The organism is Thiomicrorhabdus arctica DSM 13458, assembly GCF_000381085.1.
GTDB classification, from domain to species: domain Bacteria; phylum Pseudomonadota; class Gammaproteobacteria; order Thiomicrospirales; family Thiomicrospiraceae; genus Thiomicrorhabdus; species Thiomicrorhabdus arctica.
The window spans coordinates 469,681-485,612 of sequence record NZ_KB905899.1 but is presented as its reverse complement, the minus strand read 5'-3'; the positions used below and the strand labels follow the sequence as shown (position 1 = coordinate 485,612).

13 protein-coding genes are annotated in these 15,932 nt (G+C 40.8%); 5 read left to right on the top strand and 8 right to left on the bottom strand.

Annotation, left to right across the window (positions count from 1 at the left end):
- Positions 1-168: 168 nt before the first annotated feature.
- The 4 genes from F612_RS0102200 to F612_RS0102185 all read right to left on the bottom strand — a co-directional run bounded on the left by F612_RS0102200 (position 169) and on the right by F612_RS0102185 (position 5,279).
- Positions 169-1,335 carry a response regulator gene (locus F612_RS0102200; RefSeq protein ID WP_019556111.1) on the bottom strand — a complete coding sequence of 389 codons (1,167 nt, stop codon included), beginning with the start codon at positions 1,333-1,335 and terminating at the stop codon, positions 169-171.
- A gap of 292 nt (positions 1,336-1,627) precedes the next feature.
- Positions 1,628-3,868, bottom strand: a complete 2,241-nt coding sequence (gene clpA / locus F612_RS0102195; protein WP_019556110.1) for an ATP-dependent Clp protease ATP-binding subunit ClpA — start codon at positions 3,866-3,868, stop codon at positions 1,628-1,630.
- A 1-nt stretch (position 3,869) separates the two neighbouring features.
- The gene (clpS, locus tag F612_RS0102190) at positions 3,870-4,187 is read right to left on the bottom strand and encodes an ATP-dependent Clp protease adapter ClpS (RefSeq protein WP_019556109.1); all 318 of its coding nucleotides are present in this window, start codon (positions 4,185-4,187) and stop codon (positions 3,870-3,872) included.
- 252 nt (positions 4,188-4,439) lie between these two features.
- A complete protein-coding gene (locus F612_RS0102185) occupies positions 4,440-5,279 on the bottom strand; it encodes a DnaJ domain-containing protein (RefSeq protein WP_245539508.1) in 840 nt (279 codons plus the stop codon).
- A 331-nt stretch (positions 5,280-5,610) separates the two neighbouring features.
- On the opposite strand from F612_RS0102185, the gene F612_RS0102180 reads away from it, so the two are divergent.
- Positions 5,611-6,183 carry a PhnA domain-containing protein gene (locus F612_RS0102180; protein WP_019556107.1) on the top strand — a complete coding sequence of 191 codons (573 nt, stop codon included), beginning with the start codon at positions 5,611-5,613 and terminating at the stop codon, positions 6,181-6,183.
- Between the two features lie 94 nt (positions 6,184-6,277).
- Here the strand turns inward: F612_RS0102180 and F612_RS0102175 are convergent, their stop codons facing one another.
- The gene (locus F612_RS0102175) at positions 6,278-6,721 is read right to left on the bottom strand and encodes a host attachment protein (RefSeq protein WP_019556106.1); all 444 of its coding nucleotides are present in this window, start codon (positions 6,719-6,721) and stop codon (positions 6,278-6,280) included.
- Between the two features lie 494 nt (positions 6,722-7,215).
- Here F612_RS0102175 and F612_RS0102170 point away from each other — a divergent pair, with 494 nt between their 5' ends.
- Positions 7,216-8,181, top strand: coding sequence for a retention module-containing protein (locus tag F612_RS0102170; protein ID WP_019556105.1), 966 nt, complete (start codon positions 7,216-7,218; stop codon positions 8,179-8,181).
- A gap of 515 nt (positions 8,182-8,696) precedes the next feature.
- On the opposite strand, the gene F612_RS13320 is transcribed toward F612_RS0102170, so the two are convergent.
- Positions 8,697-9,323 (bottom strand): PEP-CTERM sorting domain-containing protein, encoded by a 627-nt coding sequence (locus F612_RS13320; protein ID WP_019556103.1) that lies wholly within the window; start codon positions 9,321-9,323, stop codon positions 8,697-8,699.
- A 369-nt stretch (positions 9,324-9,692) separates the two neighbouring features.
- Here F612_RS13320 and F612_RS0102155 point away from each other — a divergent pair, with 369 nt between their 5' ends.
- The 3 genes from F612_RS0102155 to F612_RS0102145 are packed head-to-tail and all read left to right on the top strand — an operon-like array spanning position 9,693 to position 14,004.
- On the top strand, positions 9,693-10,421 hold the full coding sequence (locus tag F612_RS0102155) for an ABC transporter ATP-binding protein (RefSeq protein ID WP_019556102.1): 729 nt from the start codon (positions 9,693-9,695) through the stop codon (positions 10,419-10,421).
- Between the two features lie 6 nt (positions 10,422-10,427).
- Positions 10,428-12,794, top strand: coding sequence for an ABC transporter permease (locus F612_RS0102150; RefSeq protein WP_019556101.1), 2,367 nt, complete (start codon positions 10,428-10,430; stop codon positions 12,792-12,794).
- A gap of 4 nt (positions 12,795-12,798) precedes the next feature.
- Positions 12,799-14,004, top strand: a complete 1,206-nt coding sequence (locus F612_RS0102145) for an efflux RND transporter periplasmic adaptor subunit (RefSeq protein WP_019556100.1) — start codon at positions 12,799-12,801, stop codon at positions 14,002-14,004.
- 172 nt (positions 14,005-14,176) lie between these two features.
- On the opposite strand, the gene F612_RS0102140 is transcribed toward F612_RS0102145, so the two are convergent.
- Positions 14,177-14,752, bottom strand: coding sequence for a putative periplasmic lipoprotein (locus tag F612_RS0102140; RefSeq protein WP_019556099.1), 576 nt, complete (start codon positions 14,750-14,752; stop codon positions 14,177-14,179).
- A 113-nt stretch (positions 14,753-14,865) separates the two neighbouring features.
- A complete protein-coding gene (locus F612_RS0102135) occupies positions 14,866-15,651 on the bottom strand; it encodes a ribonuclease H family protein (RefSeq protein WP_019556098.1) in 786 nt (261 codons plus the stop codon).
- Between the last annotated feature and the right edge of the window lie 281 nt (positions 15,652-15,932).

The following is a 15,932-nucleotide window of genomic DNA, read 5'->3' as shown; positions in this document are numbered from 1 at the left end:
TAATGACCGACTTTCTCACATCTGATTTTTGTCTAACTTCAGACTCAACGGTTTTTTCTTCGACCGTAGTAAATAATTGATATTCAATTAAAGCTAATGCGCTACCAATAGAAATAAAGAAGATAAAAGCTATGATTTTTTCCTTACGTTTAAACACTCTGCTTAACACTAGGCTGGCCCTGCATGAGTGGTGCTTTTACCAAAAATAGCTTGTTGAATTTTATTTAGCATCTGCTTTTTGTCCGAAGGTTTTACGATAAAATCAGAAGCGCCTAAAGCCATAGCCTCTTTGATAATTGAAACTTGACTGTGTCCTGTTAAGACAATAACGGGAATATGGCAAAATTTAATACTACTTTTAATGGTTTTTAAAACAAAAGAACCCATGATATCTGGCAAGTTCCAATCCAAAATAATCAAATCCGGACGAATTTGATTAATCATTTCAAGGCCAAGTTTACCTGTTAACGTTTTTTTAATACAATATCCTTCTGTTTCAAGACCCGCTGCCAATACATTTAAATAAAACTCATCGTCTTCAATAATAAGAATCGTTCTTTGTACTTTTGTGGCCTTAATCGCAGAGGATAACCCTGAATTAAGTTGTTTCTGGGTGATGGCAGAAAGTTTTTCCCACTCACTCAGTGCCGAGTTCATATCCTTATCACCTCTTTCGAGAGAGTGGTGCAGCTTTTCAGAGAGATTGGTAATGGACTTTTTTATGTGTTGTGCATCTTTGCCATCATCAAGATCATGGATCACTTTACCTGTGAAGTCGTCAATATCACTGGACATTTCAGTTTTAAACTGTTGTTGAGTCGTCCGTGTTTTATTCTGTAAAAGAGTTTCTGTTTTATGGTTTTCAAGACCATTTATTTGTACATTTCTGAGCTCTAGCTCGACATCTGATAACTCTTCCAAGCTACCATGCTCGGCAATCACTTCTATACAACGGCGAATAACTGAATTAAACACCTCTTTATCATATAAAGGCTTAACAATAATATAATCATTAAATACCCGATCAGTGCACAACTTCGCAGCTTCTGCTGCATCTTCAGCTTTCACCATAAGGATGGATCGATGAAACTCTAAATCTTTATGTTTGACCATTAGATCCAGATAAATCTCACTTGAATTGATAAGGTGATTTGTCCCAAATAAGATTATATGCGGCTGTTCAATGACACAAATTTTTTCAGCCTCTGCCCCACTCTTAGCAATTTTATAATCTTGAAATTGTGCTGCTAAATGAAGTTTGAGCTCTTCAATCAACTCTGAACCGTCAATAATGTACAAACAAGACAGTCGATTATCCTTAAATATTTTTCCCATAAAAAACCTATTTAACACACTTAAGATACTTACATTCTATCTTATAAAAGGGTCTATATACACACTTTAAAAAAGGACCACCGAACCCTAATTAGGAATTTCATTTAGCAACGAAAGAGCAATTCACCAGCCGTCAATCAAGTTAACAGAAACAGATCGTTACTTCCTTAATCATGCTGTTTCATGGATGGCTATTAGGTCGGTGATCTACACGACAGGCATAAAAAAACCCAGTCATAAATCATGACTGGGCTAACAACAATCTAGTGGTTAATTATGAGCAAACAAGTGACTACACCTTATTAAAGATTAAGGCATCCTCTTCACAATCCACCACAATTTCACCGCCCTTCTGTAAATCACCAAACAGTAATTTATCGGCCAGAGGCTGCTTCACCTTTTCTTGAATTAGGCGCGCCATAGGTCTTGCACCCATCAAAGGATCATAGCCATTTTTAGCCAGCCAAGAACGCGCGCGATCAGTGACTTTTAAAGTCACTTTTTTCTCTGCTAATGCATTCTCTAGTCCATAAATAAACTTATTAACGACAGAGCCCATGGAAGCCGCAGTGAGGCGATTAAATTGCACCACCCCATCTAAACGGTTACGGAACTCTGGGGTAAATACTTTTTTCAACTCTGCATCAAAATCCAGCGTATGATCTTGTACCGAGAAGCCCATACTAGCGCGAGCCATCTGCTCTGCACCCACGTTAGAGGTCATAATTAAGATGACATTTCTAAAGTCCGCCTTGCGACCATTATTATCCGTTAAGGTACCGTGATCCATGACTTGCAATAAAATATTGAACACATCTGGATGGGCTTTTTCAATTTCATCCAACAGGACAACTGCATGAGGATGCTTATTGACCGCTTCGGTTAATAAACCACCTTGGTCATAACCTACATAACCTGGTGGCGCGCCAATCAAACGTGACACAGTATGACGCTCCATATATTCCGACATATCAAAACGTAGCATTTCCACACCAAGGTGTTTGGCCAACTGTTGTGTCAGCTCGGTTTTACCGACCCCTGTCGGCCCTGAAAACAGGAATGAACCCGTCGGTTTATTAGGGTCAGACAATCCTGAACGTGACAATCTAATTGCAGACGTTAATTGATCAACCGCATAATCCTGGCCAAAAACAACCCGTTTAAGGTTATCGCCCAAATCATGTAATTTATCTTTTTCTTTTTGAGTAATCTGCGCGACAGGGATACGTGCAATACTGGCAATGACCTGCTGTATTTCAGGCACGCCAATCTGTTTTTTACGCTTACTGACAATCGCCAATGCTTGTTTAGCACCTGCTTCATCAATCACATCAATCGCTTTATCAGGCAGATGTCTATCTGTTAAATAACGTGCTGACAGTGCGACGGCTTCTTTAAGAGCTGGTAGAGTATATTTAACATGATGGTGCTCTTCGTACTTGGTTTTAAGACCCTTGAGGATATCAAAGGTTTCTTGAATGGATGGTTCTTTGACATCGACCTTTTGAAAACGACGAGCCAGGGCACGATCTTTCTCAAACACCCCTCTAAACTCTTCATAAGTTGTGGCACCCATGCAGCGAATTTTTCCGGACGACAAAGCAGGCTTCATCAAATTAGAAGCGTCCATAGCGCCGCCTTGTACAGCACCAGCTCCAATCACCGTATGAATTTCATCAATAAACAAAATAGCATGTGACTGCGTTTCTAATGCATTTAACAAAGCTTTAAAACGTTTTTCAAAATCACCGCGATAACGCGTACCGGCTAATAAAGCCCCCATATCCAAACTATAGACTACCGCATCGCTTAACAGATCCGGTACTTGGTTATGCACAATTTGATAAGCTAAACCTTCGGCAACGGCCGTTTTTCCTACACCTGGCTCACCGACTAATAAAGGATTATTTTTTCGACGACGACTCAATATCTCTAAAGTACGATTCAATTCCCATTCACGACCGATAATCGGATCAATTCGACCCAATTCTACCTCGGCATTCAAATTCGTTGTATAAGTCTCTAAAGGCGATTGTTTAGCTTCTGAATCTTCACCAAGTTCTGCGCCCCCTCCAGCATCCGGGGTGGATGATAAAAAGTCATCTGCCTCTGAGGCAATGACGCCGTGTGACAAATAACTCAAGACATCTACTCGCTCTACGCCATTACTTTCTAATAAATAAACCGCTTGAGAATCTTGTTCGGCATATAGAGAAGCCAGTACGTGGACGGGAGTGACCTCTGGGTAGCCATTCGACTGCACCAGATAGATCGCTCGCTCAATCACACGCTGAAAACTCATGGTTGGCTGTAGTTCATCCGGTTTACGACTGATCATCTCAGACTCGAGAAAGCGTTCAAGACTCTCTTCAATCACGGATATTTCAGCACCACAGGCAACAATAACTTCTTGAACCAAAGGGACACCCAATAACTCTAATAAAAGATGCTCTAACGTGACGAATTCATGCTCATACTCATGCGCAACACTAAATGCATTGCTCAATGTCATTTGTAGTTCTTTACTCAACATATTAAGCGACCTCCAACTGACACATCAATGGATGTTTACTTTCACGAGAATAACTATTTACTTGTTGTACTTTCATCTCAGCTATTTCGCGACTAAAGACTCCACAAACACCTTTACCATCGCGGTGAACAGCCAACATAATCATGCCTGCTTTCTGTTCATCTAAACCAAAAAACCGCTGTAAGACATCCACTACAAAATCCATAGGAGTGTAATCATCATTTAATAAAACGACTTGATAGCGTTTTGGAAGTTCCACTTTGGGTTTAGCCGTTTCTAACAGTAAATTACCGTCGTCATGTTCATGTGAATGGGGCATTCAAAACCTTTCTATTTTAATAATTATATATTTATTTATGTTAAATTTATTTTGCTGTAGAGCTCTTTCTAAAACAGACCCTAAAAGAAGCTTCGATGGGTGACTCCACAATAAAGACATCGTGTTAAATATCATCTCTCTATTTATATAGGCTAGCAGAGATTTTTCAAGCAGCGTACTCTCTGACGGTACCCGTTATACCTATTAAGTCAAAGTGGCCAACATTAGAAAAACCATCATTTAGACAACCAATTACGCCGTCACCAAACGGGCATAGAAATCACCGGCGGCGATCATCGCATCTGCAGGCAAGCCCATGGCCGGTACTTTAATATAATCGTTGGGGGAGTAAGAGATCGGTACCGTCAAATTCAACCGACCACTTGGTGACTCAAGCTCTACTTTCTTACCCTCTTGTAAAAGACCTGTAGGCACTGAAAATTCGCCATAAATATCACCTGCTTTTAAATGAAATCGAACACTATCAAGCTTAATATTAAAGCGTACTAGAAAATCACCCTTTTTACCGCCAAATACACCGCTATACCCTTTTCCCTCTAAACGAAAGGTTTTGCCATCAAACGCTTCACGGGTGAATTTCATTTTGACTTTTAAGCCGGGAATATAAAAAGTACCTAATTTTAGTAAACGAATCGCATACCGCAACGTCAAAGGGTAAACAATAACTCGGTCTTTACCATTTATTGGTTTTTGTGCTCGGTAAGTTTGCCCAGAGTAATCTTCAGACTTCTGTCTACCCTCTGAGTGAGGACTTGAGCTCGCGGGTGGTTCGGTATAACTAGCTTTGTTCGCCCTGGAACCGGCTTGCGATTTTGCTTGACTTCGATGAGTTGAAACACTCTTTTTATGACGTTCATGATCGAGACAATACGCATCACGATGTTTTTTTAAAATTTCATACGCGGCAGAAATATCTTGAAATTTTTTCTGAGCATCGTGAATGGTTGATACATCAGGATGATAACGTCGCGCCATTTTACGATACATCATCTTGACCGTCTTCTCACAGGCACCATAATGCACACCAAGGACAGCAAAATAATCTATTGATAAATCGTATGTACTATTCAATTTTAAACAACCATTATCCAAGCACTCTTTAATGCATCCAAAACTATTAACTTTCTTATCCAAATTCTAACCGTTGAATGGACAAAACAAAAGCCAAAAACCAGCATAACTCTGTCTAAATCTATTAACCAAGCCCGTTCCATTTAAAAATGCTTTTAGATTTATGTATTAAGTGCATAACCCATCCATAAAAAGCCCAACAAGAACCGAACTTATGCTGATTTTTGTCTGTAAAGAAGGCATAATATGCACACAAAATTTAAAGGTTGATTCTAACGTACTAAAGGTTTCCAGTATCGACCAATAACCTGCATAAAATGAGTAAACAATTATGAGCATTGAAGAAACTTTACAAACCCGTAGTGGTAGCAAGTGCGAGCTTTGTGGCGCAAAAGACGACTTGAGCGTAATGGAAGTAACACCTTCTGATGGTTCAGCTGAACAAGCAATTCTAGTCTGTATCACTTGCAAAAGCCAAATTGAAGACTCAGCAAAGATGGATTCAAACCACTGGCGTTGTTTGAATGACAGTATGTGGTCTATCGTTCCTGCCGTACAAGTTATGTCGTACCGTTTGTTGCACAGCTTACGTAGTGAAGGGTGGCCCCAAGACTTATTAGATATGATGTATCTAGATGATGAAGCTAAAACTTGGGCGGACGCGGGCTTAGTTGCAGAGTCGGATCATGACAACGAACCAACTAAAGACAGTAATGGTACGACTCTTCAAGAAGGTGATAATGTCACACTGATTAAAGATTTAGTCGTTAAAGGTGCTAACTTTACTGCAAAACGTGGCACGGTGGTCAGAGGCATTCACCTAACTGACAATCCTTTGCATATTGAAGGCAAAGTTAATGGAACACAAATCGTACTCATTTCAGCCTTTCTAAAGAAAGCTTAGATTTTTTAAAGCCAGCTTAAATAAACACTTTAGAAACCCAAAAAACCGCTGACTCACTCGCGGTTTTTTTGTGTCTAATCACACAGTACGCTTGTTAGGAAGCGAGTGACAGCGGCAAATGGGTCCTAATCTCTTCCGGGGATAACATCACGATATTTTTACCTAAACTGAAAGCAACATGCTTTTCGACTCGACTCGAAAGGGCATTGCGTAAATCTCCCAAAAAAGACGGGGCAGCGACCATGTAAAGTCGGTCAAATTTATTTTGATTTAATTCATCGGACAGATGATGCGCAACGCGGAGGGCAAAATTAATCTCTTCTTGCTCTTTAGGGGAGTTTTCATCGCTATAAGCATGTCCACCTGCTCCTTGGGGTCCACTGATTTTGCCCGGTGAATCACTTTCCAGATCTTGATCGTGCAAGCGCCCTTCTGGGTGTATTAATGTCTCAATTTCTATCAAATCTGCCTGTGAATTTTGTGCACTAAAAATACGTGCCTGACTACTATCTGCCACAAGAATCCATACTGATTTCATAATCTGCTCTCCATAATAATCGTTTATTTAACTTATTATCAATGACTTGATAACCCAAAAAATAGTGTTAAAGATAATTTAATATCTAAATTTCATTGTACGCTTTTCAATAAAAAGAGATAGGTTTAGATAAAATGCGCGGCTGAAATTCATTGTTTTTTAATAAAAACCGTGTTTAATCAAAGACATGAGAAATAAACAAATAACAGATCACACTCTATTCTAGAGAATTAAGATAACGTCTATTCTTTCACAAAAAGCCTTATCCAACGACCGTCAAGATCGTTGAGAAATCCTCGCGACGGTTGTTTTAAATACAATATCAACTCTCCACACCCTTTAAGCAACTGGACACCAAAAACCTTTCCCACTGAGGTAAAAAGTAGACTTCACTATTTTTGATAAAAATTTTTTTAAACCCAACCTTATGACTGTAAAAATACGTATAATGTAAGTCATTAAACAAATAACTTTTTAGTCAATGGAGAAATGGAATGGCTACTCTTGCTGGAAAAGTCGCTACCATCACAGGAATGGTTCAAGTTAAAAATCCAATCACAGGTGTTGTAACGACTTTAAAACTAGGCGATAAAGTATTTGCTGATGATGTCATCATGACCTCACCTGACGGTAACATCACAATTAATCTGACTAACGGTGATTTGCTGGCATTGGGTCGTGACATGAAAATGACACTCAATGAAGATGTCACTGGCACAGCTGCTATGACTGATTCAGCGACCGAAGGTGCCATTGATGTTAAAGCATTACAACTTGCCGTTTTGCAAGGTAACTTTGAAGACCTTGAAGCAACAGCCGCCGGAGGTGAAGCAACACCCAATTCAAGTGCCAACGCAGGTCCATTAAACATAGTAGATCGCTTGGGACTAGAGGGTGACGTCACGAGCGGTTTTGAGACCGCAACGACTCCAGTTGGTTTAGCAGAAACTCAAAATCCGACTTCTGTAGAGCCAGACGCCATCATTGAACCTCCTATTCAACCTCCCACTGAACCTCCTATTCAACCCCCTATTGAACCTCCAACTCAACCCCCGATTGAACCCTTATGTGATAAAGAAATTGTCGGCACGGATTCTGCGGATTTCTTTGGTGTACTTTATCCGACCAGTGAAAGTGAAATCGAAATCATTGACCTAACGTTGATCCTCGGCGGCACCACGTGCATCACGCATTATGCATTCGATGATGACTTTCTTATTTTATCAGACCTTATAGAAGGCACTGTTACAGGTAATGATTTAGGTCAGTATTTAAACTTTGAAGAAACCAGTGTTCAAGGTGAAGACAAAACCATCATAACGGTTGATTCAAATGGCAGTGATACAGGCGGAGATATCAGCACTATTTACGTGGATGTACACACTCAAGCTTTAAATGGAATCAATGACTCTTGGCAGATTGTGATTGATGGTCAACTGACTGATTATTATAGTGATTAAGAATACACATCTCTCAAACCACAAAAATTAAACAGAGAATATCGATGTTTTTTTGAGTAACCGTGACCACTATGATTCTAAAACTAGGCCGCTATTTTCTTCACATCTTCCAAACATAAACACTCCAGTCTAATTTACCAGCCAAACTAAAATAGTCATCGGCTCTAAAGTCCTGCCTGAATAATTTATATTCTCTACGATTGGCTAGATTAAAAGCGATCAGAGTCATGTCAAGATGGACGCTTGGTCCATTATTCACACAGCAGGTTAAAAGCATATTTAGTTTAATTAAGCGTCATCATACTCACTCTTTCTTTTCAGATTCTGCGCTAAAACCTATCATGCCTAGCCCCCCTAAATATATATTTATATCGGTTAAAGGTTATAAACCTTCAGTAGGAAAAGCAATAAATTTTCGAGAGAGAAGCCAACGTAATTTGATAAATAAATACGACGTCAGTGTTAAACCCAAAAAGCCCTCCTTGCGTACCAAGAAAGGCTTTTTCAGTGAGGTTTTAGAGCTTAAATTTAAATTTTCTTCGGCGGCTTGCCATAAAGCCGACCAATCCTAATCCAGTTAACATAAGGGCATATGTAGAAGGTTCTGGTACTGCCGTGGCAATCCCGGCAATGGAGTAAGAAACGAAATCACCTTGAGAGTTAAAGTATGGATTATTACCTTCCTCAGTCTCAATATTCCCGACATTAGGTGCATTAAACCAAGCAATGTTGAGTTGATTATCTGCTGCAATAGCATCCCATTCACTGCCAGTAATATTGTACGTTCCCGTTAAGTGATAGTAATTCCCAGGTCCAATCAAGGTCGTATTGATTGCCTGAACCGTTTGAGCTGAATTTAGATCCAGTGTGAACTCATACAGACCGCCATCAAGCTTAAAATTCAAACTTTCATTTTGATAATAATTATAATCACCCTGTATGTCAAAGGACACTTCTAACCCTGTAAAATCACTCAATGAAAAACTTGTTGGATTAAAGGTAGTCGCATAGCTTTGACCTGCAACCGTGATATCTGTCTTCTGACTGACAATTTCCGTCAACACTGGAGCCGGAGCCGCTAGAGCAAGACTCGAAAAACCAACTAACGCGGTCATCAGGCTAGTATGCATTAAATGTTTCATTCTGATTCTCCAACAATCCATTCTAAGTTAAGAGTGCGTCTAAACTTATTTAAGTAAATACTATTATTTTGCCCTGTAAAAATACTATTTACTGTGCTCAGGTACAAAATGCATAAATAGTGAGATTTTGCTAACCATTAATTTAGTTAACCAGATTAATTATAAGTAATTCTCCTCACATAAACAACCACCCTTATTCAGAATAAAGCTTAAATGTTACATATAATATACATAACACCTTCTTCTCTACATAGTTCCGTAACTTTACGTTTACTCCTAATGATTATGCTTAATGCATTAGGTAAAGTCCCACACTTAATGCTCTGGTATACTTTTATTGGAGAAGCTTAATAAGATGGCTGAGGCGCAGTGAAAATAGCTCAAAAATTGAATGGCGAAGTGGTATTTCATGTCAAGGGAGTCACCAAAACCTACCAGATGGGTGAAGTGGAGGTGCATGCTCTACGTGGGGTTGATTTAAACCTTTATCGTGGCGAGTTCACAGTTCTACTAGGGGCTTCAGGCAGTGGAAAATCAACCTTATTAAATATTCTGGGCGGCTTAGATACTCCAACCACAGGTCAAGTCCTCTATGGCAAGCAAGACTTAACGCTCGCTGACGAACATGCTTTAACTGAATACCGTCGTTATCACGTGGGTTTTGTCTTTCAATTTTACAATCTTATCCCAAGTTTAACCGCACGAGAAAATGTCGCAGTGGTGACCGAAATATCTAAAGCACCCATGACACCTGAAGATGCTTTGGTTTTAGTAGGGTTAGGAAATCGCATGGACCACTTCCCTGCCCAACTTTCAGGTGGCGAACAACAACGCGTTGCGATTGCCCGCGCCATCGCCAAAAACCCAGACGTATTATTATGCGATGAACCCACTGGCGCTTTGGACTCTCAAACAGGAATTATGGTGCTTGAAGCGTTGCAACGAGTGAATGAAAGCTTGGGCACAACTACTGCCGTCATCACTCATAATGCAGGGATTGCGCAAATGGCAAATAGAGTCATTCATTTAACAGACGGTTTGATTAGTGATATTCACGTGAACGCCCAACGCGTTCAACCTAATCAGTTAAGCTGGTAAACCATTATGAATGCGCTCGACAAAAAATTATGGCGAGAACTTTGGGCAATGCGTTTGCAAGCTTTGGCTATTGCGATGGTGATTGTCAGTGGTGTCGCTATTTTTATTATGTCACTGAGCACGCTCGACTCACTCACCAAAACTCGAGATAATTACTACCGAGACAATCATTTCGCTGATGTCTTCGCTACACTCAAACGCGCACCCTTATCACTAGTGCCCCGCATTGAGAAAATTCCAGGCGTTGACAAAGTTGAAACTCGAGTACTTGCTTATATCAATTTAGACGTGGCCGACTTTAACGACCCTATTAGTGGACATTTAATCTCCTTACCTGATAACAACAGTCGTGGCCTGCTCAATCAAGTCCATCTGCGCAGTGGCCGCTTATTTGAACCCGGTAGGGATAATGAGGTTCTACTGAGTGACGAGTTTGTCAAGGCACACGAGTTAAAAGCAGGCGATAAGATATTCGCCACCATCAATGGTCGACGTAAGGCATTAACCGTAGTCGGCACAGCACTCTCTCCTGAGTACATTTATCAAATCGCACCTGGCGCCATGTTCCCAGACTACCAACGCTACGGGGTTCTCTGGATGGCACGCACCCCTCTTGCAAGTGCCTATGATATGAAAGGCGCCTTTAATAATATCTCTCTCACCCTCAGCAAAGGCGCACACTCAGAAGATGTGATTGACCGGTTGGATGACATACTCAGACCTTATGGCAGCATTGGTGCCATCGCACGTAAAGACCAACTTTCAAACCGTTTTTTAACAGAAGAACTCAAGCAACAAAACACCATTGCAACCGTATTCCCCATCATCTTTTTCAGTGTTGCAGCCTTCTTATTAAATGTAGTCATTAGCCGTCTTATTAGCCTGGAACGCGAACAGATCGCAACCTTGAAGGCCTTTGGTTACAGCAACTTGTCCATAGGTTTACATTATATTAAGCTCGTTTTAATGATTGTGTCGATAGGTATAATCATTGGCATCGGAGCGGGTACTTGGATGGGTATTGGCATGAGTAATATCTATATGCATTTTTATAGTTTGCCTTACATGATTTACACACTCAAACCACAGGTCATTTTTTTTGCAGCGTTCATTAGTGTTTTAGTCGCTATATTAGGCACTCTGTTTGCTGTCTACAAAGCCGCTAAACTCGCACCCGCACAAGGCATGCGTGCCGAACAACCGACCATTTATCATACGACAGTGATTGAGCGACTCGGTCTTCAACGTTTTTTCTCACAACCTTCTCGAATGATTTTACGCAACATAGAACGCCGTCCCTTTAAATCCCTACTGACAACATTGGGCATTAGTATGGCATGTGGCATTATGATGGTGGGCGGATTTCAGGAAGGTGCCATAAACCAGATGATTGATGTGCAATACAATATGAGCCAACGTGAGGATATCATTGCACTCTATGCGGAACCCACTTCTCAAAAATCACTCTATTCATTGCGCAATTTACAGGGTGTAGAGTATGTTGAAGGTTTTCGTAATGTGTCAGCTAAATTAAGCTTTGAACATCGTTCTTATCGAACATCAGTCAATGGCATACCCCAAAGCAGCCAGCTCATGCGATTACTCAACACGGATCTTAAGGAAATTGATCTGCCGGAAAAAGGTGTCATTTTAACGGATTACCTGGCTGAGCTATTACACATCAAGCCGGGAGATATGCTCACCATTGAAGTTCTGGAAGGTCAACGTACCACCCTGCAAGTTCCGGTTATCGGCACCGCTAAGCAATATCTAGGTGCTAATGTTTATTTACAGCAAAAAATGCTTAATCGTTTATTAAAGGAAGGCTCTATTATTTCAGGCGCCTTATTAAAAGTTGATGAACGCGATCAATCTCTTGTCTATAACAAGCTGAAAGAGATGCCGAGAATCGCGGGCGTGATAGAGCAACGCTCAGCCATTAAAGGCTTTTACGAAACCATGAATGAATCCATACTATTCTTTACCTTTATCAGCACACTGCTTGGGGGTAGCATTGCTTTTGGGGTGGTTTACAATAGTATGCGAATCGCGCTATCAGAACGTAATAGAGAATTAGCCAGTCTCCGAGTATTGGGCTTTCATCGGAGCGAAATTGCTTATATATTATTAGGTGAACAATTTCTTTTGACGCTGGTGGCAATTCCTTTAGGGTTTTTAATTGGTTATGGCTTGTGTGCCTATTTAGCATCACAATTTGAGTCTGATCTCTACCGAATCCCACTGGTATTAAGCCCTCAGGTTTATTCTTTTGCCGCCTTGGTCGTCATTGCTTCCTCACTGATTTCAGCCATTATGATTTGGCGTAACTTGGCACATCTTGATATGGTTGCCGCCCTTAAAGCGAAGGAATAAATTCATGTTTGTGCAATTACGAAATCATCCAGGAGTAATCGTTAGTGGTCTGCTGATAAGTGCATTATTGGTGTGGGGATTTTGGCCTCAGCCCATTCTAGTTGAGACGGCAACAGCGAAACACGCTCCTCTGACCATAACGATTGAAGAGGAAGGCCGCACCCGAATTATTGATCACTACACCATTGCCGCACCGGTGAATGGAATTACCTGCCTGCAACATCTTAAGGTTGGAGATACCGTTGAGCAAGGACAAACATTATTAAGTATTACCCCGCTTGCTTCTCAAGTACTTGATCCACGTAGTCGTGCCTTAGCACAAACGCAGGTCTTTGTCGCCGAGTCTGCATTACAAGTAGCAATAGAACAAGCACGAGCTACTGCTGTGTCGGCACAGCTCGCTAATAAGGAGCTCAAACGCTATCAACCCTTATTAGAAAAAGGTTTGATTTCTCAAGGTGTTTTCGATACAGCACAAACTCAAGCACAACGGTTATCAGCCACCAAGCGCTCAACTGATTTCGCTGTAGAAGTTGCCCGCCATGAGTTAGAATCAGCCAAAATGACCGTAGAGTATTCAGATACACAGGCTGCTGATCAACCCGTAGAACGTGTCTCAGTACGCTCCCCCATCAACGGTCAAATACTCAAAGTAGCACGCAGTTGTGAAGGTCCTGTAAGTACCGGTGAAGCCTTGTTAGAGGTCGGTGACCCAAGATCCTTAGAAATTGAGGTCGATGTCTTGTCCGCTGATGCCGTCAAAATCAAACGGGGTATGAAAGTCTTTTTAAACCGTTGGGGAGGATCACACGCACTAGAAGGTCGAGTGCGAGTGATAGAACCGGTCGGTTTCACTAAAACTTCTGCATTGGGTGTGGAAGAGCAACGTGTGCTGATTATCTCTGACTTCACCTCGCCCGCCGAGCAATGGCAACGCTTAGGAGATGGCTATCGAGTTGAGGCAAGCTTTGTTCTATGGCATGAAGAAGATGTGCTGCAAGTGCCTGCCAGCAGTCTATTTAGATACAATAATGGCTGGGCGCTTTTTGTGATTGAAGGTGATCATGCAAAACGTCGCAAAGTCACTATTGGACAGCGTAACGGTCTCCAAGCCCAAATTATTCAGGGCATTAGCGCAGGTGAATTGATTGTCAATCATCCAAGCGAAGCGGTGGAAGACAACATATCTATTGAACAGCGTGTCGAATAAGCTTTAAACAAGCAGTGGATTATAGACTGTACATTAAACCGTATGACCCACCAGGCCTGGTGAATCTCTTAAACGGCATAGACTTTATTGCCGACATAAAAAAACCGGGATAAACCCGGCTTTCTTATGTCATAACGATAGAGCTTTTAAACAAGCTTTATCATAATAACAATTACATCGCTCGAAACGCTTTGAACTTAGCAATTAATGCTTCAGGACGTTTTTTCTTAGTCTCCTTAGTCAAAGCATAAACCACGGTTTCACCCTTAGGGCCTGCGCCAATATCCGTTAGACGGAATGGAACTTCACCATGAGCCATAAACATCTGGAACAACTTCCAATCATCGAAGACATTAATGCGACCATCAGCAATAATTTCGCCATAAAAATCATTAGCAGGCGCTAAACGACCTTCCATCATTTCGATCGAAGGAATCCCCGTTAGCTTTTTCTTATCCGCCTTCGTCAAACCGTACATAAGCGTTTCCCCTTTAGGACCCGCACCAATGAACGTTTTACGGAAAGACGTCTCACCAAGCTGAAGGAAATCTTTATAAAGGTCAGCATCATAAAAAATATTCATTCGGCCTTCTTCATAAACCACAAATAAATCTTCGTTATTCAAACTTGATGCAGCAGCAGTTTTTTCGACCACTTTTGCATCACCTTGAGTTGAGTTACTCTCTGGTACAGAAGAACAACCGGTCATCATGCCAGCAACGGATAAAGCGACTAATAATTTTTTCATTTTTCTTACCTTTTAAATCACATTAAATAAAGACCAACGTAGTTTAAAAGATGTTGATAACAAAGAGATGACGGCTTTATGACAAACAAATGAAATGAGTTATAACGTCATTATTAACCCGTTGTCATTTTTAGAATCTCAGCAATGTTAATTTTTTCTTGGTAGCAGCTGAATTTAGCCTCTTTGGTTTTAATCGCCAAAATAGACATTCTATCCGCTAATTCATTGCCCTCCACTCCCACGTGACCATTGACATGCAACACCTGCACCCTATCTTTTAACAGCTGATGCAAAGCAAACATCTCTTTAATCAACTCTAAATTTTTGATTTCACCGCCAGCTTTTTTCCAGCCTTTTTTCTGCCAGTTAATCGCCCACTGTGTCACACACTGAATAGAATACTTTGAGTCACAAAAAATGGCGACTGACTTATCATTATTGCTCTCAATTTGAGCCAACATGAGAGCTTGATGTAAAGCGTTTAACTCTGCTGTATTATTAGTGCCCATTGGGTTATACAATCCATACCAAAGTTCCGCTATCATTTCATTACGATACACCGCCATCCCCGAACCAGCTTTACCTGGATTTGGATCGCAGCCACCATCGGTATAAATCTTAACGTCGATTGGCATGGTGGCGATTTCAGCCGCCGTATAGGTTTTGACAGTAGCTGCTTTTGAGGGGGCTTTCTTTTTGACCGGCGTTGTTTTGGAAGCCGTGGATGTTGAACGGGATTGCGTATGCACGCCAACATAAGCCTGTTCAGCTTCTGCTAAGGTTGGAAATGACTTATACTTTGCACCCGCAAATTTATCAACCTGACTTTTACAGCTATTCCAGTCAGTGTAAATACCCGGCACTTTACCTTGCCAAACCACATAAAACTTTTTAGCCATTAATGCTCACCTTTAATACTTTTAGTTGGATATATTTGGATATATTTAGGGGCTTTTCTTTAACTTAAAAGCACTGCCATAGAATCTAAAGAAAATAGTAAACGATATGATACACGCGCCCATGATTGCTTTAAAGCTTGTTTCAATTTGTTTGGCAAATCACTCCTCTCGTTCAAGCTTTTTTAGCTAAAGCAGAGCGCCAAATAATCCTATATATTTTTACTAAATTCCACTGATTAAGTGTGTAACAAATACCTTATAAGTTCCAAAATAGGTTTCAG

What these genes read in the sequence shown, in the direction of transcription:
- F612_RS0102135 (WP_019556098.1), bottom strand. Translation starts at nt 15,651, where the DNA reads ATGGCTAAAAAGTTTTATGTGGTTTGGCAAGGTAAAGTGCCGGGTATT.
- F612_RS0102180 (WP_019556107.1), top strand. Translation starts at nt 5,611, where the DNA reads ATGAGCATTGAAGAAACTTTACAAACCCGTAGTGGTAGCAAGTGCGAG.
- F612_RS0102140 (WP_019556099.1), bottom strand. Translation starts at nt 14,752, where the DNA reads ATGAAAAAATTATTAGTCGCTTTATCCGTTGCTGGCATGATGACCGGT.
- F612_RS0102175 (WP_019556106.1), bottom strand. Translation starts at nt 6,721, where the DNA reads ATGAAATCAGTATGGATTCTTGTGGCAGATAGTAGTCAGGCACGTATT.
- F612_RS13320 (WP_019556103.1), bottom strand. Translation starts at nt 9,323, where the DNA reads ATGAAACATTTAATGCATACTAGCCTGATGACCGCGTTAGTTGGTTTT.
- F612_RS0102150 (WP_019556101.1), top strand. Translation starts at nt 10,428, where the DNA reads ATGAATGCGCTCGACAAAAAATTATGGCGAGAACTTTGGGCAATGCGT.
- F612_RS0102200 (WP_019556111.1), bottom strand. Translation starts at nt 1,335, where the DNA reads ATGGGAAAAATATTTAAGGATAATCGACTGTCTTGTTTGTACATTATT.
- F612_RS0102145 (WP_019556100.1), top strand. Translation starts at nt 12,799, where the DNA reads ATGTTTGTGCAATTACGAAATCATCCAGGAGTAATCGTTAGTGGTCTG.
- clpA (WP_019556110.1), bottom strand. Translation starts at nt 3,868, where the DNA reads ATGTTGAGTAAAGAACTACAAATGACATTGAGCAATGCATTTAGTGTT.
- clpS (WP_019556109.1), bottom strand. Translation starts at nt 4,187, where the DNA reads ATGCCCCATTCACATGAACATGACGACGGTAATTTACTGTTAGAAACG.
- F612_RS0102170 (WP_019556105.1), top strand. Translation starts at nt 7,216, where the DNA reads ATGGCTACTCTTGCTGGAAAAGTCGCTACCATCACAGGAATGGTTCAA.